The organism is Pseudomonas sp. 13B_3.2_Bac1 (assembly GCF_025466205.1).
Classification (GTDB): Bacteria; Pseudomonadota; Gammaproteobacteria; order Pseudomonadales; family Pseudomonadaceae; genus Aquipseudomonas; species Aquipseudomonas fluorescens_H.
Map to the genome: position 1 here is coordinate 31,246 of NZ_JANLOG010000065.1, position 21,600 is coordinate 52,845.

The following is a 21,600-nucleotide window of genomic DNA, read 5'->3' on the forward strand; positions in this document are numbered from 1 at the left end:
TTTGAAATGCGTTCCAAATGTGGGAGCGGGCTTGCTCGCGAAGAGGGCATCTGAGTCGACGATTATCTAAGGTAATGTCTGCGCATTCGGCACCACCTGCTCCCACATTTTGAAATGCATTCCAAATGTGGGAGCGGGCTTGCTCGCGAAGAGGGCATCTGAGTCGACGATTATCTAAGGTAATGTCTGCGCATTCGGCAACACCTGCTCCCGCACACACGCGCCACGCAAATGCTTTTCAAACTGCTCGATGATCGCCGCCCAGCCCTGGCGACTGGCATGCTGCCGCGCATTCAGACGCACACAGCGCAAGCGCTCGTCCTCTTCCAATAACCACGCCGCCGCATCGCAAAACGCTTCCTCATCCCCGGGCATCGCCAACACGCCGTTGTAGCCGTGACGGATGTGCTGCGCCGCCGCAGCCTGATCGTAAGCGACCACCCCCAGACCGGACGCCAGTGCTTCAAGTACCACGTTGCCGAAGGTTTCGGTCATGCTCGGAAACAGAAAGATATCGCCGGACGCATAGTGCGCCGCCAGCGCTTCGCCGAGTTGTGAACCACAGAAGATCGCCTGCGGGATTTGCTTTTCCAGCGCCAGACGTTGCGGTCCGTCGCCGACCACGATCAGCTTCAGATTGCGCTGTGGATAAGTGCTGCACAGGGTGTCGAAGCAGCGCTTGAGCAGGCCGAGGTTCTTCTCCGGGGCCAGACGTCCGACGTGAATCACCGCGATGTCCTGCTCGGACAAACCCCATTGTTCACGCAAGCCGTTCAGGCGCTTGGCCGGGTGAAACAACTGGCTGTCCACGCCACGGGACAGCAGGGCGAGGCGATCGAAATGCCGACGCTCCAGTTCCAGGCGCTGACTGAAACTGGGCACCAGGGTCATCGCCGAGCGGTTGTGAAACCAGCGCAGATAATGCGTGAGCAAGCGCGTCAGCAAACTCAGCCCGTACTGATTGGTGTACTGCTGAAAATTGGTGTGAAAGCCACTGACCACCGAGATCCCCAGACGTCGCGCCGCGCGCAAGGCCGACAAACCGAGCGGGCCTTCGGTGGCGATGTACAGCACATCCGGGCGCTGGCGTTTCCAGCGCCGCAGCAGCTTGTGCATCGACGACTGACCCCATTGCAGTCCGGGATAACCCGGCAACGGCCAGCCCCGGCACAACAGCAAGGCATCGTCCTCGACGCGCTGCGGATCGCCCGCCTGACGCGGGCGCACCAGCTCCACCTGATGCCCACGCGCGCGCAAGCCATCGCACAAGCGGCCAAGGGTATTGGCCACCCCGTTGATTTCCGGTGGGAAGGTTTCGCTGATCAGGGTGATATGCAGAGCTGTCGTCATGACCTCAGTGTCGGCTGAGGCCATGTCGTGCCTGTGACGTTCGGATGATGGATTTGTGACTGGCTGTCTGGGAGCGGCCTAGCGCTGCGTGACGAGGTTCTCCGCACCCCGTTCACGCACCCAGAACAATGTTGCCCCGGCCACAGCGGCCGGCATCATCAGAATGTTGACCACTGGAATCAGCAGCGCCAGATAGACGATCCCGCCAAAACTCATGCTCTGCCAGCGCTTCTGGCGCAGCCAGGCGAGCATTTCGTTCCAGCCCAGTTTGTGGTTGTCCGCCGGGTAGTCGATGTACTGGATCGCCATCATCCACACGCCGAACAGCAGCCACAGCGGCGCGGCGACGATGTTCACCACCGGGATGAACGAGAGGATGAACAGGCCGATCGCCCGGGGCAGGAAGTAGCCAAGTTTGCGCATTTCCCGGGCGAGGGTACGCGGGATCATCGCGATCAGTTCGCCCCAGCTGAAGGCCGGGAAATCGTCAGTGCCGCGCACCACCACTTCGACTTTTTCCGCGAGGAAACCGTTGAACGGCGCGGCGATCACGTTGGCGAGCATGGTGAAGGTGAAGAACACCATCAGCGCCACCAGCACCACGAACAGCGGCCAGAGGATATAGCTGAGGAAACTCAGCCAGTCGGGCAGCGATGGCATCAGGCTGTCGACCCACAGGCTGAACTGATGGCCGGCCAGATAGATCAATCCGACGAACAGCACCAGGTTGATTGCCAGTGGCAGCAACACGAACAGGCGCAGGCCGGGGCTGAGAACCAGTTTGAGGCCTTCGCGCAGGTATTGCGGGCCGGACAGAACAGGTGCGGGCATAAGGTGCTCCGAGCAAGGGAAAACGCGCCGACCTTACCGGCTTTGCACTGCGTGCGAAAGCGCGGCAGAGCGATCGACATTCACTGTAACAAAGACGTCGATCTGGTCGGAGTCTGCGCATAGAGACCACCTATGAGCTGGATTGTTAAACCGTATTTCCTTAATCTTGCCCCCCTCGATACGCTGCACCCAACTTTTTACAGGACTGTCGAGCTCATGCCTTCCCCAAGGTTATCCACAGTCCTTTTTTATTCCCGCCGGCAGTCCGGCGTTCCGCGCCAGTCTTTCGGCTCGGTCAACAGGAGCAGGTCATGTCTGAAGTCCGTCATTCGCGAGTGATTATTCTCGGTTCCGGCCCTGCCGGTTACAGCGCCGCGGTCTACGCCGCCCGTGCCAACCTCAAACCACTGCTGATCACCGGCATGCAGGCTGGTGGTCAATTGACCACCACTACCGAAGTCGACAACTGGCCAGGCGACGTTCACGGCCTGACCGGTCCGGCGCTGATGGAGCGGATGCGCGAGCACGCCGAGCGTTTTGAAACCGAGATCGTTTTCGATCACATCAACGCCGTGGACTTCGCTGCCAAGCCATACACCCTGACCGGCGACAGCGCGACTTACACCTGCGACGCCCTGATCATCGCCACCGGTGCCAGCGCTCGTTACCTGGGCCTGCCGTCGGAAGAAGCGTTCATGGGCAAAGGCGTTTCGGCCTGCGCGACCTGCGACGGTTTCTTCTACCGCAACAAGCCAGTGGCTGTGGTCGGCGGCGGCAACACCGCTGTTGAGGAAGCACTGTACCTGGCTAATATCGCCAGCACCGTGACCCTGATCCACCGTCGCGAAACCTTCCGCGCCGAGAAGATCCTGATCGACAAGCTCAACGCCCGTGTGGCCGAAGGCAAGATCATCCTCAAGTTGAACGCCAACCTCGACGAAGTGCTGGGCGACAACATGGGCGTGACCGGTGCGCGTCTGAAGAACAACGACGGCAGCTTCGACGAAATCAAGGTCGACGGCGTATTCATCGCGATCGGCCACACTCCGAACACTTCGCTGTTCGAAGGCCAGTTGACCCTGAAAGACGGTTACCTGGTGGTGCAGGGCGGCCGTGACGGCAACGCGACTGCAACCAGCGTCGAAGGCATCTTCGCTGCCGGTGACGTGGCCGACCACGTTTACCGTCAGGCCATCACCTCGGCCGGCGCCGGCTGCATGGCTGCACTGGACACCGAGCGTTACCTGGACGGTCTGCAGAACGCTTCGTTCTAAATCGCAGACACAAAAAAACCGGCTTCGGCCGGTTTTTTTTGTGCCCGTATTTCCGCTGCACCGCATAACCCTGTGGGAGCGGGCTTGCTCGCGAAAGCGTTGTCTCAGACAAAGAAAAGTCGCCTGACACGGCGCCTTCGCGAGCAAGCCCGCTCCCACAGGGGATGGCGTTGTCTATGGGATTCAGCGGCGGGTCAGGGGCTGCGTTTCGAACTTCACACCGGCCAGACCGTGCTTGATCAGCGCACGGATATTGCCGTGGTCACTGCCTTCTGGCGTCGCCACCACCGAACGGTAATGTTCACCGAACGCCAGCAGCGCTTCTTCATCGCTCAGGCCTTCCAGCAGTGCCAGGCCCAGGGTCTTGCACGAACCTTCGTTCTGCCCAGCGGCGTTTTCCACGCCACCGTTGTTGAACGCTTGAGGCTGATAGTCGTAACCGGCGGCGATGAAAGCCAGGGTGTCGGCGAAAGCGTGTTCGCCGCTTTTGAGGCTGGCGCGCAGGGTGTTCAGATCACTCATTGGGTTTTCCTTTGGCGAACGCCGCTTGTTGCTCGGCGCTGGCTTCTTGCTGATATTGGGCTTTCCACTCGGCGTAAGGCATGCCGTAAACCACTTCGCGTGCGTCATCGAGGCTGACCTCGATCTGCTGCTCATCGGCGGCAGCCTTGTACCACTTGGACAGGCAGTTGCGGCAGAACCCGGCGAGGTTCATCAGGTCGATGTTCTGCACGTCCTTGCGGCTGTCCAGGTGGGCGACCAGCCGACGGAAGGCGGCGGCTTCGAGTTCGAGGCGTTGTTGCTCGGTCATGATGGGCTCTGTGCAGTCTATTCGTGGCGCGGATGATAAAAGTCTGGCGCGCGATGCGCCAGACATGCTCAGCGGCTGGCGGCGAGGGTGATCGACACCGACTCGGCGAACCGCAGCGCATGCGGCTTGTCGACTTCGACTTCGGCGTACAGCACCGCGGTATTGGTCATCACCAGGTCCAGCAATTCCTGGGTCAGGCGTTCGAGCAGCGCAAAGCGATTGCCCTCGACGTGGGCGATGATCGCCTTGGTGATGGTGCGATAGTTCAGCGCGTGGTCGATGTCGTTGTCGCGCACCGCTTCCTGCGCGGCGTACTGGATGGTGAGGTTGATCAGCACATCCTGCTTGTTGAGGATCTCGTCCTCGTTGATCCCGATAAAGGTGCGCAGGCGCAGATCCTTGACCCGGATGCGCGCCATTCCCGGTTGAAGTTGTGACATTTACTTGCTCCGTCCAATCAATTGCAGGAACTCCTGGCGGGTGTTGCTCGACTCGCGAAAGGCGCCGAGCATGACCGAGGTGTTCATGGTCGAATTCTGTTTCTCGACACCGCGCATCATCATGCACATGTGCCGGGCCTCGATGACCACCGCGACGCCGGCGGCATCGGTGACCTGTTGCACCGCATCGGCAATCTGCCGGGTGAGGTTTTCCTGAATCTGCAGGCGCCGGGCGAACATGTCCACCAGCCGCGCGATCTTCGACAGCCCCAGCACCTTGCCTGTCGGAATATAAGCCACATGGGCCTTACCGATGAAGGGCAGCAGGTGATGTTCGCACAACGAGTAGAGCTCGATGTCGGCGACGATGATCATCTCGTCGCTGTCGGAAGCGAACAGCGCGCCATTGACGATCTCATCCACACTCTGTTCGTAGCCATGACACAGATACTGCATGGCTTTCGCCGCGCGCAGCGGCGTGTCGAGCAAGCCTTCGCGGTCGGGATCTTCGCCGAGGCCGATGAGGATCTCGCGGTAATTCTCGGGCAGGGAACGGGTCATGGCAGATCCTCGCGCAGCAACTTATTTGACGTGACGTCCGCCGTTGACGGTCAGGGTCGTGCCGGTGACATAGGGGTTGTCGAGCAGATAGCGCAGGCTCTGGTAGATCACTTCGCTGCCGGGCTCGATGCCCAGCGCGGATTTGGCCAGCGCCTTGGCGCGGTACGCCGCGTCGTCGTCGGGATTGAACAATAGCAGGGCCGGTGCGATGCCGTTGACCTTGATTGCCGGCGCATAGCGCGCGGCGAAGGACAGGGTCAGGCTGTCGAGCCCGGCCTTGCTGGCACAATAACCGATGTGTTTGCTGCTGCCCTTGTGCGTGACATCGTCGCTGATGTGGATGATGTCGGCCGGGGTAGAGCGCTTGAGCAGGTCGGCGCAGTGCAGATTGATCAGGTACGGCGCGAGCATGTGCACATTGAGCATGCGCGAGAAGGCTTCGGCTTCACTGCCCGGGGTTTCCGCCAGCCATTCGGAGGCGTTGTGCACGATGGCGCGCAGGCTATCGGTGCGGGTCTTCAGTTCATCGATGAAGGCAAGGATGGCAGCTTCGCTGGAAAAGTCCGCGAACACGCCGATAGCGCCCAGATCCTGCAGGGTTTGCACGCCGGGACGTTCGCTGCGGTAGGTAAAGATGACCCGATGGCCGTCCTCAAGCAAACGCTGCGCGCAGTGCAGACCGACACGCTGGCCGGCACCGGTGATGAGGATCGGGGCGGAGGATATGGACATGAGTGGCTCGCGTCGCGGTGGGAGTAAAAACTATAACAGTGACGCGGGGTGCCCACCTATCGCAAGACGGGTGCTGTGCTTTTGTGGGAGCCGGGCTTGCTCGCGAATGCGGTGTGCCAGACACGGATGCATCAACTGACACGACGCTTTCGCGAGCAAGCCCGCTCCCACATGGGCTCTCAGCGGTTTTGAGACACTGGTTCAACAGGCAGTCGAGGTGCTGGAACACTGTTCAACCAGTTGGCCAGCAACCGCGTCGACAACGGGATAAAGAAATACACCATCAATGGCGTCAGGCACGCCGTGCTGATCAACACGCGCGGCAGCAGGCTCATCTCGCCGAGCAATGGCCCGAGGACAAAGTTGAACAGCAGTGACACTGGGAAGAACGCCAGCCAGATCGCCACGGCCTGTTTCCAGCGCGGTGGCCGTTGACCGGCCGCACCAAACCAGCCTTCGATGCCGCTGACGCGGTGCTCTTTGGGGTGTGCAAACAGATCGCTGCCACGGGCCAGCCACGCGGTACGCGAGGCCGAGTGCTCCCAGGCGTGCAGGGTCTGCTCATCGACGAAGCGGAAAATGATCTGGAATTCGTTGTCACCGGGTGGCGGAGCGAGCACGCCGGAACCCAGGTAACCGGGAAAGTCTGTGGCCAGTTGTTCGCCTTCGCGCAGCCAGGCCATCAGGTCCTGATAGCGGCCGTCGGCGACGCGACGCGCAACCATCAGCGTGACGGGGGAAGTAGACATTATGTATCTCCGTATTCCGAGTGCGTCGCTCCGGGTAGGAACTTCGCAATACGCAGGCGGGGGTAGGAGCCTGCGCTTTTCAACAAGCAAGGATTATTCCTGATTTTCGTGATTAAACCAGAGACGTTCGTCGCAGATCATTGCTTGAACGCTGATGGGGCATCGGATATAGAATGGGATCCAAGAACCATCAAGGACATTGATCGGACAATGCCTGTCAAAACGGACATTCACCCTGCCTCGCAGGGCTCTGTCGCGCTCGAGCGTGAAGAGCTGTTTCCCATTCGTGAGGTTTCGCGGCTGACGGGCGTGAATCCCGTCACGCTACGTGCATGGGAGCGTCGCTACGGGTTGATTCAACCAACGCGCACCGAAAGCGGGCATCGTCTGTATTCGATGACCGAAATCGAGCGTGTGCGCAGCATTGTCGACTGGATTGATCGCGGTGTGGCCGTGAGCAAGGTCGGCAAGATCCTCGCCAGGACCGAGCCGTTGAAAGCCTTGGCCCATATTATTTCCGATGATCTGGTACAGGCTGATTACGCGCAGTGGCAGCAGCAGGTGCAACTCGCCGTCCGTTCATTTGACGACCGGGCGCTGGATCTGGTCTACAACCAGATCTTCTCGTCCTACGCGTTGCCTGTGGTGTTTCAGGACATCCTCATGCCTTTGTGGCTGCAGATGCTGCAGCGCCAGGACGCCTTCGGCCAGACCAGCGAGTGGCTGTTTTTCGATGGCTTTCTGCGGGCGCGGGTCTTGCAGCGCATCGTCGTGCTGCGCGGCACGCAGCCGCGCAAGGTGGTCGTCAGCGCGCTGGCCGGTCAGTGCCGGGAGCTTGAGTTGCTGGTCGCTGCGTTGTTTCTCAGTGGCAATGACGCCGGGGTGCGGGTGCTGACCACCGGTCAGCCATTCGATGAGTTGGCGCTGGTGTGCGAGCGGATCAAGCCGCAGGCGCTGGTGCTGTTTTCCAATCACGCTCCGACAGCCGATTTGCCGCGACGGTTGAACCGTCTGGCCTTGAGCCTCGATTGTCAGGTGATGCTGGCCGGTGATACCGCGGATCTGGCGCAGGACAGCCTGGCGGGTTCTTCGATTGGTTGTCTGGGCAACGAAGGGGCGACAATGCGTCAGCGCATGACGCAGTTTCTCGCGGGCAAACTGGATACGTGAATTTCAGGTGTGCAGAGCAGGGTGGGTCAGGCGATGTTGCTGCAGGATGAACTGGCGCAGGCGTTCGGTTTCGTCGGCATCGGTCTGGCTGAGTTCATAGGCAAAGAAACCCTGTTCGGTCTCTCGCTCGAAGTTGCCACGCAGGGAGATCCGCTCATAACCTGACGGGCTGAACCACAGGGCGAAATGCCTCGGCGGTTTGGTTTTGTTGCGCATCTCCAGCAGCAGGCCTTTGTGCGATACCTCGTGAACCCACATCGCCCCCGGCTGGCCCTTGGCGTTTTCCAGTGCCACCGGTTCTTCAAGCGTCAGACGCCATGGCCGGATCATCGGGCCGTCTTCGTAAATGCTGGGTACACCGAGACGCAGATGCAGCGCGTGGAATTCGTCCTCCACCAGATGCAGCGGGAAGGTCATTTGCTGGTTTTCGAAGTTGGCCTGGATGGTCACTTGTTCGTGAGCAGCGAGGCGCGTGAGCAGATCGCGGATTTGCGAACCACCGTTGACCAACAGGCTCGACGTCGCATCCCGCACATTAAGCTGCGGGTTATGCTGCATGGTCTGGATGAAATCCAGCTCGTCCTGGGTCAGGAGTGCGTCGCGTTGCATGGCCTGGCTCGAAAGAAATAGTTACAAAGTCATTGGTGATTGTAGTTAATGACACTTAGTTCGCAGTTTTGTTTGCGCCGTTCGTCGCTTTCAACGCTGCCAGCTCCGCCTGCAGTGCGGCGACCTCGGCTTCCAGCTGTGTCACACGTTGCTGGGCCTTGACCTGAACGGTCACATCCTTCTGTACGCCGACGAAGTAAGTCATCCCGTCATCCGCGTTTTTCACCGTCGACAGTGACAGTTCATTCCAGAACGGCGTGCCGTCCTTGCGGTAGTTGCGCAGTGTTTCCCGACACGATCCACCGTTGCGCAGCACCTCGCGAATCCGCGCCAGGCTCGCCTGATCGCGGTCTCCGGCCTGCAGAAAACGGCAGTCCTGATAGAGGATTTCTTCGCTGGTGTAGCCGCTCAGGCGTTCGAAGGCCGGGTTTACATAGATCAGGATGTTGTCCTGCTCGCCTTCTTTCTCTGCCACCACAATTCCATCGTTCGACGCGTTGATCACCATTTGCAGCAGACTGGCATTGATCATCTGTGAATCCTTTCAGCATTGTCGATGGCTCGCATTCTAGAAGATCAACCGGCGCTGTCTATAGGCCATCAGTATCCGTTGAGAGCCAATCGCAACTTCATCCTTCGGGCTGGTACTATCGCGGCTCTTTTTTTTCGTTTCAGGATCCGTTTGATGAAAGTCGCCATTCTCTCCGGTTCGGTCTACGGCACTGCCGAAGAAGTCGCTCGCCACGCCCAGAACCTGTTGAAAGCCGCCGGTTTTGAAACCTACTACAGCCCACGTGCCAGCCTGGCGGATCTGCTTTCTTTCGGCCCTGAAGCGCTGCTTGCCGTGACCTCGACTACCGGCATGGGCGAGTTGCCGGATAACCTCATGCCGCTGTATTCGACAATTCGCGATCAATTGCCAATGGCATGGCGAGGTTTGCCCGGCGCGGTGATCGGTTTGGGCGATGCCAGTTACGGCGATACGTTCTGCGGCGGCGGCGAACTGATGCGCGAGTTGTTCGCCGAGCTGGGCGTGCGCGAAGTGCAGGACATGCTGCGTCTGGACGCGAGCGAAAGCGTGACCCCGGAAGCCGACGCCGAGCCATGGCTGGCGCAACTGATCGCCACGCTCAAGGGCTGATCGCGCGCTCGCGCAGCAAGGCCAGCCAGGCCTGGGCGGCTTTTGACAGATAGGCGCCCTGACGCCAGATGAACGCTATGTCCCAGCGCAGATAATCCGGCGCGCGCAACGTCAGGCGCACCACGCCCGGACGCTCCAGTGCCCGGGCGACCACGCTGGGCAGCAGCACCACGCCTTGCCCGGCGGCGACCAGTGCCACGAGAAAGTCCGCCTGGCCGCTGCGCCCACCCTCTTTAGGGGTGAAACCCATTTGCTGGCAGGCCTGCAATAACCGGTCATTGAGCACGAAACTGCGCTGGTACAGCAGGAACGGCGTGTCGGCCAACTCCTCAAGAGCAATCTCGCCGCGAGCCGCCAACGGATGATCCACCGGCAGCAACGCATCGAGTTTCTCGTCGCAGAACGGCTGAAAGTCGAACTGCGGATCTTTCGGCAACAGGCTGCCGCCCAACTCCAGTTCGCCGCTGAGTACCGCCTGCTCGACGTTGCGACTGCCGCCTTCAAGCAATTGAATGCTGATGTTCGGATAGCGCCGCCGATACTCGGCGAACAGTCCGGCGAATAACGCATCACTGCCCAGCAGCGGCAGACCGAGGCGCAATTCGCCGCGCGCCAGTTGGCTCAGATCATCCAGTTCACTCAGCAACTCATTGCGCAAACGCAACATGCCTTCGGCCCGCTGCAGCACCACGCTGCCCGCGGCGGTCAGGCGCAGTTGCGAGCCGAGCCGTTCGAGCAACGGCGTGCCGAGGCTCTGCTCCAGTTGCGCGACTTGCTTGCTCACTGCCGACTGGCTGATGTGCAGGGTTCTCGCCGCTTGGGTGAAGCCACCTTGATGCATGACTTCGACAAAACTGCGCAGCTGTTTGAATTCCATGATCCGATTCCGTTTTGGAATAGTGCTGAGTCTAACAATTCGCTTCTGGGATGACAGGCCGCTTCGTAAAATGAGCCCCTGTCAGGAGCCCATCATGAACGCCGCATCCCTCAAGTATCTTTCCCGTCTATTCGCCGAGCTGACCGTGTTGCTCGGTCTCTACCTGCTCGGCTGCCAGATCGCCGCGTGGCTGGCGTGGCCGATTCCCGGCGGCGTCATCGGCATGGCCTTGTTGCTGCTGGCGTTCGCATTCGGCTGGGTCAAACCGGCGGCGCTGCAACTGGGGGCCGGATTGCTGATGGCCGAGATGCTGCTGTTCTTTATTCCGGCGCTGATGAGCCTGCTCGACTACGGCGCGCTGTTACGCAATGACGGCTGGCGGATTCTGCTGGTGATCGGCGCCAGTACCCTGATGGTGATGCTGGTGACTGCGTTCACCGTAGAGCTGGCCGTGCGTCTGAGGCGGTCCCATGAAGCTTGAATGGATGCCGATGTTCTGGCTCGCATTCACTCTGCTGGCGTACCTGTTCAGTCGCTGGATTTATCGGCGCACCGGGCGCTATCTGCTGTCGCCACTGATTCTGGTGCCGGCACTGCTGCTGGCGCTCGCCGTGCCGCTGCACACCGCGTATGCCGAATATTCGAGCAACACCCATTGGTTGATGCTGGTGCTCGGGCCGGTGACGGTCGCCTTCGCCGTGCCGATCTGGCAACAGCGGCGCTTGTTGGTACGGCACTGGTCAGCGCTGTTGCTGGGTATGCTCGCCGGCAGCGCGGCGTCGATCGCCACCTCGTTCGGACTGGCCAGGGCGCTGGCGCTGGACACCTCAGTCACGATGTCGCTGGTGCCACGCTCGATCACCACGCCATTCGCCATGCCGCTGGCGCAGGATCTCGGTGGCGTGCCGGAACTGACTGCCGTGTTCGTGATGTTCACTGGCGTGTTCGGCGCGATGCTCGGCGGTGTATTGCTCAAGTGGTTGCCGCTGCGCAGTGCGCTGGCGCGTGGTGCGTTGTTTGGGGTTGGCGCGCATGGGGCCGGGGTCAGTCGGGCGCATGAAGTGGGCGGTGAGGAAGGCTCGGTGGCGGGGCTGGTGATGGTGCTGACCGGGCTGCTCAATCTGTTCGCCGCGCCTTTATTGGCGTCGTTGCTTTGACATGGATCCAAGCTGTTTGCATTGCTGACCCGCTCAGTCATCAAGCTGGCTGGCAATGCAACTACGTGAATTGTGGGAGCTGACTAGACTGCTGACACGTGCAAAACAATAAGAACGCAGAGGTGCATACAGTGAGCGTAGCCCCCGTCCAATCGCCCCTTAATGTCAAAGACCAGGTCAGTGCCGCGGAATGGCAGACCCGGGTCGATCTGGCCGCCTGCTATCGACTGGTGGCGCTGCATGGCTGGGATGACCTGATCTTCACCCACATTTCCGCCAAGGTCCCTGGCACCGAAGACTTCCTGATCAACCCGTTCGGGTTGATGTTCCATGAGATCACCGCCTCGAGCCTGGTCAAAGTCGATCAGGCCGGCAACAAGCTCATGGACAGTCCCTACGAAATCAATCCCGCCGGTTACACCATCCACAGCGCCGTGCACGAGGTACGGCACGATGTGGTTTGTGTGCTGCATACCCACACCGCGTCCGGTGTAGCCGTTTCCGCGCAAAAACAGGGTGTGTTGCCGATCAGTCAGCAGTCGCTGTTCGTGCTGTCGAGCCTGGCCTATCACGCCTACGAAGGCGTGGCGCTGAATCACGATGAGAAGGCGCGCTTGCAGGCCGACCTGGGCGATAACAATTTCCTGATGCTGCACAACCACGGTCTGTTGACCTGTGGCGGCACCATCGCCGACACCTTTCTGATGATGTTCACCTTCCAGCGCGCCTGCGACATTCAGGTCATGGCGCAAACCGGCGGTGCTGAACTGATCGCCATCGAACCGCAAATCCTCGCGGGAGCCAAGGCGATGATCGCCGGCGTGACCAAAAGTGCTCAAGGCATGGGCGGCGCGCTGGCTTGGCCGGCACTGCTGCGCAAACTCGATAAACAAGACCCCGGATATAAACTCTAATGCCTCTTGCCGAGATTCCTTTGTGTGTCTGGCGCAAACGCAGCCGGACGTTTGTCTTTCGCGGCCAGTCGATCCGTTACTGGACGGCGGGGCAGGGTGAACCGCTGCTGCTGATCCATGGTTTCCCGACGGCCAGTTGGGACTGGCACTACCTGTGGCAGCCGCTGGCCCAGCGTTACCGAGTGATCGCTTGCGACATGCTCGGTTTCGGTGATTCGGCCAAACCGCTGAATCACAGCTACAGCCTGCTGGAACAGGCCGACCTGCAACAGGCGCTGTTGGCGCATCTTCAGGTCGAGCAAGCGGTGCACCTGCTGGCCCACGATTATGGCGACAGCGTTGCCCAGGAACTGCTCGCCCGGCATTACGAAAATCGTATCGAGGTCGCCAGTTGTGTCTTTCTCAATGGCGGCCTGTTCCCGGAAACCCATAGACCGGTGTTGATGCAAAAGCTGCTGCTCAGTCCGCTGGGCTGGATGATCGGGCGTGCGTTTACCCGTGATGCATTGGTGAAAAGTTTTCGGCAGATTTTCGGCCCGCAGACCCGGCCCAGCGAAAGCGAACTGGATGATTTCTGGAGTCTGATCGAGACCCATCGCGGCCCGCGCATCCTGCACAAATTGATCGGCTATATCCCGGAGCGTCGGGTGCAACGTGACCGCTGGGTGTCGGCGATGCAACGTGGAGATGTGCCCTTACGAGTGATCGATGGCGAAGTCGATCCGATCTCCGGTGCGCACATGGTCGAGCGTTACCGCAAGCTGATTACCGATGCCGACACCGTACTGTTGCCGGGCATCGGCCACTATCCGCAGATCGAAGCGCCGGTGCAGGTGCTCAAGCATTATCTGGCGTTTCGTGAGCGCCTGGAGTTGCCGCCGCGCAAGGTCGCGTGTTCCTGAAAGATCAAGAGATCGCAGCCTGCGCCAGCTCCTGCACCAACCTTCTGTAGGAGCTGCCGCAGGCTGCGATCTTTGGATTTTGCTGTTCATCATCCCCCAGCCTTATCGCCCACCATTCAGCCCCAGCCCTGTTCGTTGTGACCTAACGCCCCGTGCCTGACACTCGGGATTATTGTCCCTCAGGCCAGCTGGAGTTCCCGCGATGAATGAGTCCGTACGTTTCGAAGATAAAGTCGTGATCGTCACTGGGGCCGGTGGTGGCCTCGGTCGGGCGCACGCTTTGCTGTTCGCCCGGCACGGCGCCAGAGTGCTGGTCAACGACCTCGGCGGCTCGACCCAGGGTGAAGGTGCCAACGCCTCCGCCGCCGACCGGGTGGTGGCGGAAATTCGCGAAGCCGGCGGCATCGCCGAGGCCAACCACGATTCGGTCACTGACGGCGACAAACTGGTGCAAAACGCCCTCGATGTCTTTGGCCGTGTCGACGTGGTGGTGAACAACGCCGGGATCCTGCGCGACAAGACCTTTCACAAGATGGACGACGCCGACTGGGATCTGGTCTATCGCGTCCACGTCGAGGGCGCCTATAAAGTCACCCGCGCCGCCTGGCCGCACCTGCGCGAGCAAAGCTACGGTCGAGTGATCTTCACGGCTTCGACTTCGGGCATCTACGGCAACTTCGGCCAGTCCAACTATGGCATGGCCAAACTTGGCCTCTACGGACTGACCCGTACCCTGGCCATCGAAGGACGCAAGAACAACATCCTGGTCAACGCCATCGCCCCCACCGGTGGCACGCGCATGACCGAAGGCCTGATCCCGCCGCAAGTGTTCGAACAGCTCAAACCGGAACTGGTCAGCCCGCTGGTGGTGTACCTGGCCAGCGAGCAGTGCCAGGAGACCTCCGGCCTGTTTGAAGTCGGTGGCGGCTGGATGGGCAAGGTGCGCTGGGAACGCAGCCTCGGCGCCGGGTTCGATCCCCGCAGCGGCTTCTCCCCGGAAGATGTCGCGGCGCACTGGCAACAGATCTGCGATTTCGAGGGCGCGGCGCATCCGAAGGACAATATTGAAGCGTTGAAGGAAATGATGGGGAATTTGCAGAAGTATTCGCTCTAACAAGAAAAATAACGAGCAGGCACAACGTGTTTGCTCGTTTTTTTATTTTTCAGGTTTGAATCCGGGTTTTCCATTGGCAGCACGCCGTGCCTTGACGCTCGGCAATACGACCCTTGTCGCCAGGCGATGCTTGAGTCGTTCAAGTTACGACAAGGCCTGAATTCAAAGTCTGAACACTCCATGAATTGAAGCTTGTTTGATGGAGTGCGCTTTCGAATTTTCTTTAATCGCAGGGTTGCGTACTTCTACGCAATAAGAAGTGTTCGATGGGTTTTTCGGAGTTTTCTTTCAGGAGGGTACGCTTGCTTTTTGTCAGGCATAAAAAAGGCCGCTGCAAACGCAGCGGCCAAGGTAAGACGTTGGATCAAGGAGCTACAAATCAACGTCAGTGAACACCGGGGCGATCAATCCGAAGATTCGATTGATCTGAAAACGGTCAGCGATGGCGCGAGGGGCTCAGCAGCCAAGGCTTCCTGCTTCACGGCGCCTGCCGTGAAAGCCCGCTCAGAATAAGGGGTTCGATCCGAAGGAAAAATAGCGATTCCGGACATGCACTGTTACGGGGCATGCAACAGTCCAAAGACTCATTGAGGGCACTGCCCCTTCGTCAGAGGGCATCCGCGTGCATTTCATGTCGTGGCACCACTGAGGGGCCGACGCTTATTTTGATCAATATATTGCCGCAGCGATGCTGTTTCTTTTGCACGATGTGAAGTTGTCGATCCTGGCGCCTCTATTCAATGGGATGGCTGAATAACGAATACCGGGCAGAGGCACTAGACGTCAGTCGAGTGCGGTGTGGGTTAAATCACATTTATGTTTCGACATTAACGCTGTGTCATATGCGGTCATGTTCTCTGGATTTTGGTATTGGTTGTGAGGTTGGGAGTTGGTTTGTCCTTATTTAGATTGGGTTGCCAATTTTTGGAATTGGCTGATCGACTTCTCATAAGGGCATTTCAATGAACGTCATGAATACACATATTTCCACTCAAGACAGCACTGCGCCGACATGGCTGAGCCGAGTGGGGGCGAAAGAGAAACTTAAGTACTGCGAGCTGGAACAGCAGTGGGTCGATAGCCAGATCGAGCTGGATCGGCAACTGGAGGACGCCGCAAGTTTGCGCGCTTTCGCCCGTTCACTGATGAGTCGGGAGTTGGAGCAGGACTTCGGCAACCCACTGGATCCCGATTTGATCGTCACTCACAGCCGTTATGTATTCCAGGCGGCGGGGCGCACGGTGATTCAGGAGGACAGGCGCTCGTTGACGGATCTGTTGCTGCAAGGCCTGCATGAGCCGGGCATGCGCGGGCGAATCAGCTTTTCCGGGGACGGACTGCCCGCGGGTCTGAACCAGCCATGGCTGGAAAAAATCGTCACCAGCAGTGTTCGCGCCGAATACGGTGTCCGCTTGCGCAAGGCGTACGAACGCCAGGGCGTGCTGGCAGCCTTGAACAGTCTCATCCGTGATCAATTGCTGCTGAGTGCTTTTGCCGCGAAGTGTCAGGGACATTTGAGTGACGCCAACTTGCAGCGGATTCAAAGTGCCGTCGCCGGGGACGCGGCGCTGACGATTGCCCCTTTGCAGCTGCGTGCGGACGTCCGCGCGCTCAAGGATCTGGTGGCCGTCGGCAGTCGCGGCGCGGGCGAGGATAGCTGGCTGCTGTATGCCCCGGGGTCGCCCGACGGTCGGGACTGGTATGAGAAACACACCTTCCGGATCCTCAATCTTGAAGTAGCGGCCTGGGCGGCCACCGAGCGTGGACGTGACTATCTGACCTGGCAGTCCCATGCCCTGGATCGCCAGCAAATCACTGGTTACCTCAAGCAGGCTTCTCAGCGCGGCGATGCCTGGATCGGCCTGACGCTCGCGCCCGCGCACTCTGGCGGTGCCGCAGTGCTCGACCCTCTGGTTTTCAACGAGCGCGCCTGGCGGGTGTCGCAGGAAGAGGGTCAGACGCCATACGGCTACCGCACGGCGGATGAAACGTTGCGTCAGGGCTTCACCCGGATCAACTGCGAACTCAAGGCGCTGCAGACCATCCAGATACGCCAGTGCGGTTTTGCATCCTATGAAAAGTTTTGCCGTGATCTGATCAAGGCGCGGGTAGAAGAAGTCTTGTTGCAACGGGGCCAGCAGGTTGTCATCGATCCGGACCTGATCGAGGTGCAGATCGACGAGCGACAGAGGATGACCTTGCATGAGTTGATCGTGGGTGAGGTCGCGTTTTATGCCGATCAAACGGGGCAGCCGCTATACCCGCGTTTCGTGCTGCTGGACGGGCACCCGCCGTTCACTGGGCTGGACATCCGTGACATCGCCAGTTGGTCGAGAACCTTGCGTCCGGGGGAACAATACATCGGTCAGCTACGCGCCGTTGACCTCAATCCAGCCAATTCCGAGGGGCTGCTCAAGCGAGGCATTGCACTGGCCATCCTCCAGCGGCGGATGCGGGTGGCGATCATGCAGGGACAGTTCAACGGGCAACTGCCGCAGGCGCACGTTGAGGCCTTGCTCGGGGTAGTCAACCTGTACGTCGAAAATGATCTGCGACAGATCACCCGGCAGGCCGACGCCTTCGGCAACGTCGGGCACAGTGTTCTGCATCAGTTGCATCTGTTGTTGCGGCCGGTAGTGGGGGTCTATGTGTTCAGGCTGCGTCTGCAGGGGCAGGTCATCGAATACCTGTTTACCCCCGACGCTCCGGATGGCCGCGAGTTGCGACCGTTCAGCGAGTTTGTCAGTGCGGTCAAGACACTAGGCCTGGGCGACTACCTGCATCAGCGGCTCTACGTGAAGCATCAGCTGCAGGTGGGGAGCTATCTGCGTGAGCTTGAAGAATCGTCCAGAGCCACGCAGGCCCCAACGCTCAATGGCAGGATTCACATCACCGACTTCAACGAGTGTTACGAAAGCGTTCTGCACAAGGTGATTGCCGATGTGGATGAAAAGACCCGAAGCCTCAAGGAAATCATCGGCGGTCTGCTGTTCGACGCGGTGGTCGCGGCGGCGGGAGCCATCAGTATTGTGTTCGCGCCCGTCGGCATCGCCCTCACGGCCGTGCTGTTCACCAAAGCGATGGTGCAAGGGTTCGAGGCTTATGGGTTGGGCGAGCGGGCGCGCGCCCTCGGGCATTTCAAGGATGCGCTGATCGAGTTGGCATCCCTGGGCAAGGCCGGGTTCACCAAGGCGTCGGTGACCCAAGTTCAGAAGAACGTCATCGGGCTGATAGGCGATGCTTACGTGATCGAGAAGCTGGTGGCCGAAGCGTCCGGTCAGACTCGATTGCCCAAACGCTTGCTGGAGGTGATTCAAGAGATCCTTGATGACCCGCAGAGCACCGCCAGCAAAACCACCCTCGCCTGATTGCGAGACATGGCCGGCGGCGCTTCAGGGATGGAGGTCGTCGGCCTGATAGCCCATTCGCCAACTGACGGCTCGCGCTGCCGCCAGCAAACGCTGGGCAGCCGGGCCGTTTTCATCGGCGTGGAACAGCGAAGTCGGGCCGACGATGGTGAGCACGGCGGCGATCTGCCCGACCGCGTTGAACACCGGCGCCGACAGCGCATCCACACCGGGCATCAGCAAGCCATGCACATGATGCAGGCTGCGCGCGCGGATCTGTTCGCACAGGTCCGAATAGGTTTTTTCATCGGCCAGCGGATGATTGGCGACGGCGGTTTCCTGCTCGCGCAATTCATCGGTTTCGCGATGTGGCAGGTAGGCGCTGAACACCAGCCCGGTGGACGAACTGAGCAGCGGTAATACCGAACCCAACTGCGTCACCACCGTCACCGCGCGCACCGCCGGTTCGATGTGCACCACGGTCGCGCCCTGATTACCCCACACTGCGAGAAAACAGGTTTCGTTCAGTTCGTCGCGCAACTCGGACAAGGGCAGGGCGGCGACTTTGAGTACGTCCATACTGTTCAGGGCTGCAAGGCCCACGCGCAACGCTTCACGGCCGAGGCCGTAATGGTTGGTGGCGGCGTTTTGCTCGGCGAAGCCGCTGGCGATCAGGGCCTGGAGATAGCGGTGCACCTTGCTGGCCGGCATCTGCACATGTTCGGCCAGACGCGACAGCGAGGTGGACGGCGACAACTCGGCCAAAGCCTTGAGGATGTCGGTGCCGACCTCGGCGGAGCGGACTTTCTGTTTGCCGTTACTGTCGCTGGTTTTTTCCATGGTGCGGCCGGGTTCCAAAACGAATGGGCGTCTTTATAGCTTGACGCTGGATAGCGAGCAAATTACGTTATGCGTAATCGAATTACGATAATAACAACCCCGGCGTGCGCAAACCTCTGAGCCAGAGCGATGGGCCACTGCCGACTCCCTGTTCAGGAGGCTCCATGAACCTCGATTCAAACGCGTCGGAGCTGGCGTACCAGTCCGGTTTCGGCAACGAATTCAGCAGTGAAGCGTTGCCCGGCGCCTTGCCCATCGGCCAGAACTCCCCGCAAAAAGCCCCCTACGGCCTCTACACCGAATTGCTCTCCGGCACTGCATTCACCATGACCCGCAGTGAAGCCCGGCGCACCTGGATGTATCGCATTCAGCCGTCGGCCAATCACCCGGCGTTCGTCAAACTGGAGCGGCAACTGGCCGGCGGCCCGCTGGGTGAAGTGACGCCCAATCGCCTGCGCTGGAATCCGCTGCAGATCCCCGCTGAGCCGACCGATTTCATCGACGGTCTGGTCGGCATGGTCGCCAATTCGGCGGCGGAAAAACCTGCCGGCATCAGCATCTACAACTATTGCGCCAACCGCTCGATGGAGCGGGTGTTCTACAACGCCGACGGCGAGCTGCTGCTGGTGCCGCAACTCGGGCGGCTGCGGATTGCCACCGAACTTGGTGTGCTCGAAATCGCGCCGCTGGAAATCGCCGTGCTGCCGCGTGGGCTGAAATTCCGCGTCGAGCTGCTTGATCCGGAAGCGCGCGGGTACGTTGCCGAGAACCACGGCGCGCCGCTGCGCCTGCCGGATCTGGGGCCGATCGGCAGCAACGGTCTGGCCAATCCGCGGGACTTCCTCGCCCCGGTCGCCGCCTACGAAAACCTGCAGCAGCCGACCACGCTGGTGCAGAAATTCCTCGGCCAGTTGTGGGGCACCGAGCTCGATCATTCGCCGTTGAACGTGGTGGCCTGGCACGGCAACAACGTGCCGTACAAATACGACCTGCGCCGTTTCAACACCATCGGCACCGTGAGCTTCGATCACCCGGATCCGTCGATCTTCACCGTACTGACCTCGCCGACCAGCGTGCACGGGCTGGCCAACCTCGACTTCGTGATCTTCCCGCCACGCTGGATGGTCGCCGAGAACACCTTCCGTCCACCGTGGTTCCACCGCAATCTGATGAACGAATTCATGGGCCTGATTCAGGGCGAGTACGACGCCAAGGCTGAAGGTTTCGTGCCCGGCGGTGCGTCCCTGCACAGTTGCATGAGCGCCCACGGCCCGGATGGCGAAACCTGCACCAAAGCGATCAACGCCGAACTCAAACCAGCGAAGATCGACAACACCATGGCCTTCATGTTCGAGACCAGTCAGGTGCTGCGCCCGAGCCGCTTCGCCCTCGACTGCCCGCAACTGCAATCCAATTACGACGCCTGCTGGGCCACGCTGCCCGCCACGTTCGACCCGACCCGGAGATAACCCATGACTCAGACTTCCATCACCCGCAGTTGGGTTGCTTCGGCCAACGGCCACGCGGATTTTCCGTTGCAGAACCTGCCGCTGGGCGTGTTCAGCCTCAATGGCGCGGCGCCGCGCGCAGGCGTGGCGATCGGCGAGCACATTTTCGATCTGCAAGTGGCGCTCGAAGCCGGGCTGTTCGACGGCGCGGCACGCAGCGCGGTCGAAGCCATGCACGGCGGTCTGCTGAACGCCTTCTTCGACCTCGGTCGCGAAGCCCGCGTAGCCTTGCGCAGCCGTTTGCTGGAATTGTTCAGCGAGGGCAGCAGCCATCGCGGCGCCATCGAAGCCCAAGGCGCGAAACTGTTGCCACTGGCTGCCGATTGCCAGTTGCACCTGCCGGCGCGCATCAGCGATTACACCGACTTCTACGTGGGCATCGAGCACGCGCAGAACGTCGGCAAACTGTTCCGTCCGGACAACCCGCTGCTGCCAAACTACAAACACGTGCCGATCGGCTATCACGGTCGCGCCTCCACGGTGCGCGCCTCCGGCACCGACGTGCGTCGTCCGAAAGGCCAGACCCTGCCGGCCGGTGCGAGCGAGCCGACCTTCGGCCCTTGCGCACGTCTGGACTACGAACTGGAGCTGGGCATCTGGATCGGCCAGGGCAACGAAATGGGCGAGCCGATTGCCATCGGTGATGCCGCCGAACACATCGCCGGTTTCTGCCTGCTCAACGACTGGTCGGCCCGCGATATCCAGGCTTGGGAATACCAGCCGCTCGGCCCGTTCCTCTCCAAGAGCTTCATCACCAGTGTGTCGCCGTGGGTGGTGACGGCCGAAGCGCTTGAGCCATTCCGCACCCCACAACCTGCGCGCCCGGAAGGTGATCCACAGCCGCTGCCATACCTGTTCGACAAACGCGATCAGGATGGCGGCGCTTTCGACATTGAACTGGAAGTGCTGCTGCTCACCGAAGCCATGCGCGAACAGAATCTGCCGGCCCATCGCCTGACTCTGAGCAACACCCGCTACATGTACTGGACCGTCGCGCAAATGGTCGCGCACCACAGCGTCAACGGCTGCCAGTTGCAGGCCGGCGACCTGTTCGGTTCGGGGACTTTGTCCGGCCCGCAAAGCGGTCAGTTCGGCAGCCTGCTGGAAATCACCGAGGGCGGTAAAAAGCCGATCGAACTGGCCTCCGGCGAAGTGCGCAAATTCCTTGAGGACGGCGACGAAATCATTCTGCGTGCGCGTTGTGCCCGTGACGGTTTCGCCTCGATCGGCTTCGGCGAATGCCGCGGCAAAGTGCTGGCGGCGCGCTGACAGG

23 protein-coding genes are annotated in these 21,600 nt (G+C 60.4%); 11 read left to right on the forward strand and 12 right to left on the reverse strand.

Annotated elements, in window-relative coordinates; translation table 11 throughout:
- Positions 1-174 precede the first annotated feature (174 nt).
- Together NTD85_RS09970 and cysZ are read right to left on the reverse strand one after the other, a co-directional pair.
- Positions 175-1,374, reverse strand: a complete 1,200-nt coding sequence (locus NTD85_RS09970; protein ID WP_262142046.1) for a glycosyltransferase family 4 protein — start codon at positions 1,372-1,374, stop codon at positions 175-177.
- A 54-nt stretch (positions 1,375-1,428) separates the two neighbouring features.
- Complete coding sequence (cysZ, locus tag NTD85_RS09975) at positions 1,429-2,181, reverse strand: sulfate transporter CysZ (RefSeq protein ID WP_007968036.1); 753 nt, start codon at positions 2,179-2,181, stop codon at positions 1,429-1,431.
- Positions 2,182-2,492: 311 nt separating this feature from the next.
- Here cysZ and trxB point away from each other — a divergent pair, with 311 nt between their 5' ends.
- Positions 2,493-3,455 carry a thioredoxin-disulfide reductase gene (gene trxB / locus NTD85_RS09980; RefSeq protein ID WP_003221727.1) on the forward strand — a complete coding sequence of 321 codons (963 nt, stop codon included), beginning with the start codon at positions 2,493-2,495 and terminating at the stop codon, positions 3,453-3,455.
- Between the two features lie 183 nt (positions 3,456-3,638).
- Here trxB and NTD85_RS09985 read toward each other — a convergent pair whose 3' ends face one another.
- The 6 genes from NTD85_RS09985 to NTD85_RS10010 form a co-directional block, all read right to left on the reverse strand.
- The gene (locus NTD85_RS09985) at positions 3,639-3,977 is read right to left on the reverse strand and encodes a HopJ type III effector protein (protein ID WP_003221728.1); all 339 of its coding nucleotides are present in this window, start codon (positions 3,975-3,977) and stop codon (positions 3,639-3,641) included.
- The gene (locus tag NTD85_RS09990) at positions 3,970-4,266 is read right to left on the reverse strand and encodes a DUF1244 domain-containing protein (protein ID WP_003221730.1); all 297 of its coding nucleotides are present in this window, start codon (positions 4,264-4,266) and stop codon (positions 3,970-3,972) included. The genes NTD85_RS09985 and NTD85_RS09990 overlap by 8 nt, the downstream gene beginning before the upstream one ends.
- A 68-nt stretch (positions 4,267-4,334) precedes the next feature.
- Positions 4,335-4,706 carry a dihydroneopterin triphosphate 2'-epimerase gene (folX, locus tag NTD85_RS09995; RefSeq protein ID WP_003221732.1) on the reverse strand — a complete coding sequence of 124 codons (372 nt, stop codon included), beginning with the start codon at positions 4,704-4,706 and terminating at the stop codon, positions 4,335-4,337.
- Positions 4,707-5,267, reverse strand: a complete 561-nt coding sequence (gene folE / locus NTD85_RS10000) for a GTP cyclohydrolase I FolE (RefSeq protein ID WP_003221735.1) — start codon at positions 5,265-5,267, stop codon at positions 4,707-4,709.
- A gap of 21 nt (positions 5,268-5,288) precedes the next feature.
- Positions 5,289-5,999 carry a dihydromonapterin reductase gene (gene folM / locus NTD85_RS10005; RefSeq protein ID WP_262142047.1) on the reverse strand — a complete coding sequence of 237 codons (711 nt, stop codon included), beginning with the start codon at positions 5,997-5,999 and terminating at the stop codon, positions 5,289-5,291.
- A gap of 179 nt (positions 6,000-6,178) precedes the next feature.
- Positions 6,179-6,748, reverse strand: a complete 570-nt coding sequence (locus NTD85_RS10010; RefSeq protein ID WP_003221739.1) for an antibiotic biosynthesis monooxygenase — start codon at positions 6,746-6,748, stop codon at positions 6,179-6,181.
- A 210-nt stretch (positions 6,749-6,958) separates the two neighbouring features.
- On the opposite strand from NTD85_RS10010, the gene NTD85_RS10015 reads away from it, so the two are divergent.
- Positions 6,959-7,918, forward strand: a complete 960-nt coding sequence (locus NTD85_RS10015; protein WP_262142048.1) for a MerR family transcriptional regulator — start codon at positions 6,959-6,961, stop codon at positions 7,916-7,918.
- Positions 7,919-7,921: 3 nt separating this feature from the next.
- Here the strand turns inward: NTD85_RS10015 and NTD85_RS10020 are convergent, their stop codons facing one another.
- Together NTD85_RS10020 and NTD85_RS10025 are read right to left on the reverse strand one after the other, a co-directional pair.
- Positions 7,922-8,527 carry a hypothetical protein gene (locus NTD85_RS10020; protein WP_003221742.1) on the reverse strand — a complete coding sequence of 202 codons (606 nt, stop codon included), beginning with the start codon at positions 8,525-8,527 and terminating at the stop codon, positions 7,922-7,924.
- 55 nt (positions 8,528-8,582) lie between these two features.
- The gene (locus NTD85_RS10025) at positions 8,583-9,059 is read right to left on the reverse strand and encodes a PAS domain-containing protein (protein ID WP_201135781.1); all 477 of its coding nucleotides are present in this window, start codon (positions 9,057-9,059) and stop codon (positions 8,583-8,585) included.
- A 153-nt stretch (positions 9,060-9,212) separates the two neighbouring features.
- Between NTD85_RS10025 and NTD85_RS10030 the strand changes: the two genes are divergently transcribed.
- Positions 9,213-9,668: a flavodoxin gene (locus tag NTD85_RS10030; protein WP_003221747.1), complete on the forward strand. Its 456-nt coding sequence runs from the start codon at positions 9,213-9,215 to the stop codon at positions 9,666-9,668.
- Here NTD85_RS10030 and NTD85_RS10035 read toward each other — a convergent pair.
- The gene (locus NTD85_RS10035) at positions 9,658-10,545 is read right to left on the reverse strand and encodes a LysR family transcriptional regulator (RefSeq protein WP_045122297.1); all 888 of its coding nucleotides are present in this window, start codon (positions 10,543-10,545) and stop codon (positions 9,658-9,660) included. The genes NTD85_RS10030 and NTD85_RS10035 overlap by 11 nt on opposite strands.
- A 94-nt stretch (positions 10,546-10,639) precedes the next feature.
- Here NTD85_RS10035 and NTD85_RS10040 point away from each other — a divergent pair, with 94 nt between their 5' ends.
- From NTD85_RS10040 to NTD85_RS10065, 6 genes are all read left to right on the forward strand, one after another.
- On the forward strand, positions 10,640-11,026 hold the full coding sequence (locus NTD85_RS10040; RefSeq protein ID WP_226500625.1) for a CidA/LrgA family protein: 387 nt from the start codon (positions 10,640-10,642) through the stop codon (positions 11,024-11,026).
- The gene (locus tag NTD85_RS10045) at positions 11,016-11,702 is read left to right on the forward strand and encodes an LrgB family protein (RefSeq protein WP_103485812.1); all 687 of its coding nucleotides are present in this window, start codon (positions 11,016-11,018) and stop codon (positions 11,700-11,702) included. Before NTD85_RS10040 ends, NTD85_RS10045 begins: the two co-directional genes overlap by 11 nt.
- A 131-nt stretch (positions 11,703-11,833) precedes the next feature.
- The gene (locus tag NTD85_RS10050; RefSeq protein ID WP_262142049.1) at positions 11,834-12,616 is read left to right on the forward strand and encodes a class II aldolase/adducin family protein; all 783 of its coding nucleotides are present in this window, start codon (positions 11,834-11,836) and stop codon (positions 12,614-12,616) included.
- Positions 12,616-13,518, forward strand: a complete 903-nt coding sequence (locus NTD85_RS10055; RefSeq protein WP_262142050.1) for an alpha/beta fold hydrolase — start codon at positions 12,616-12,618, stop codon at positions 13,516-13,518. The genes NTD85_RS10050 and NTD85_RS10055 overlap by 1 nt, the downstream gene beginning before the upstream one ends.
- A 202-nt stretch (positions 13,519-13,720) precedes the next feature.
- Positions 13,721-14,632: an SDR family oxidoreductase gene (locus NTD85_RS10060; RefSeq protein ID WP_201135777.1), complete on the forward strand. Its 912-nt coding sequence runs from the start codon at positions 13,721-13,723 to the stop codon at positions 14,630-14,632.
- A gap of 971 nt (positions 14,633-15,603) precedes the next feature.
- Complete coding sequence (locus tag NTD85_RS10065) at positions 15,604-18,000, forward strand: dermonecrotic toxin domain-containing protein (RefSeq protein ID WP_410017535.1); 2,397 nt, start codon at positions 15,604-15,606, stop codon at positions 17,998-18,000.
- A gap of 24 nt (positions 18,001-18,024) precedes the next feature.
- Here NTD85_RS10065 and NTD85_RS10070 read toward each other — a convergent pair whose 3' ends face one another.
- Positions 18,025-18,819: an IclR family transcriptional regulator gene (locus NTD85_RS10070; protein ID WP_103521452.1), complete on the reverse strand. Its 795-nt coding sequence runs from the start codon at positions 18,817-18,819 to the stop codon at positions 18,025-18,027.
- 164 nt (positions 18,820-18,983) lie between these two features.
- Between NTD85_RS10070 and hmgA the strand changes: the two genes are divergently transcribed.
- Together hmgA and fahA are read left to right on the forward strand one after the other, a co-directional pair.
- Complete coding sequence (hmgA, locus tag NTD85_RS10075) at positions 18,984-20,288, forward strand: homogentisate 1,2-dioxygenase (RefSeq protein WP_262142052.1); 1,305 nt, start codon at positions 18,984-18,986, stop codon at positions 20,286-20,288.
- Positions 20,289-20,291: 3 nt separating this feature from the next.
- Positions 20,292-21,596: a fumarylacetoacetase gene (gene fahA / locus NTD85_RS10080; protein ID WP_103521450.1), complete on the forward strand. Its 1,305-nt coding sequence runs from the start codon at positions 20,292-20,294 to the stop codon at positions 21,594-21,596.
- The last annotated feature ends 4 nt before the right edge of the window (positions 21,597-21,600 follow it).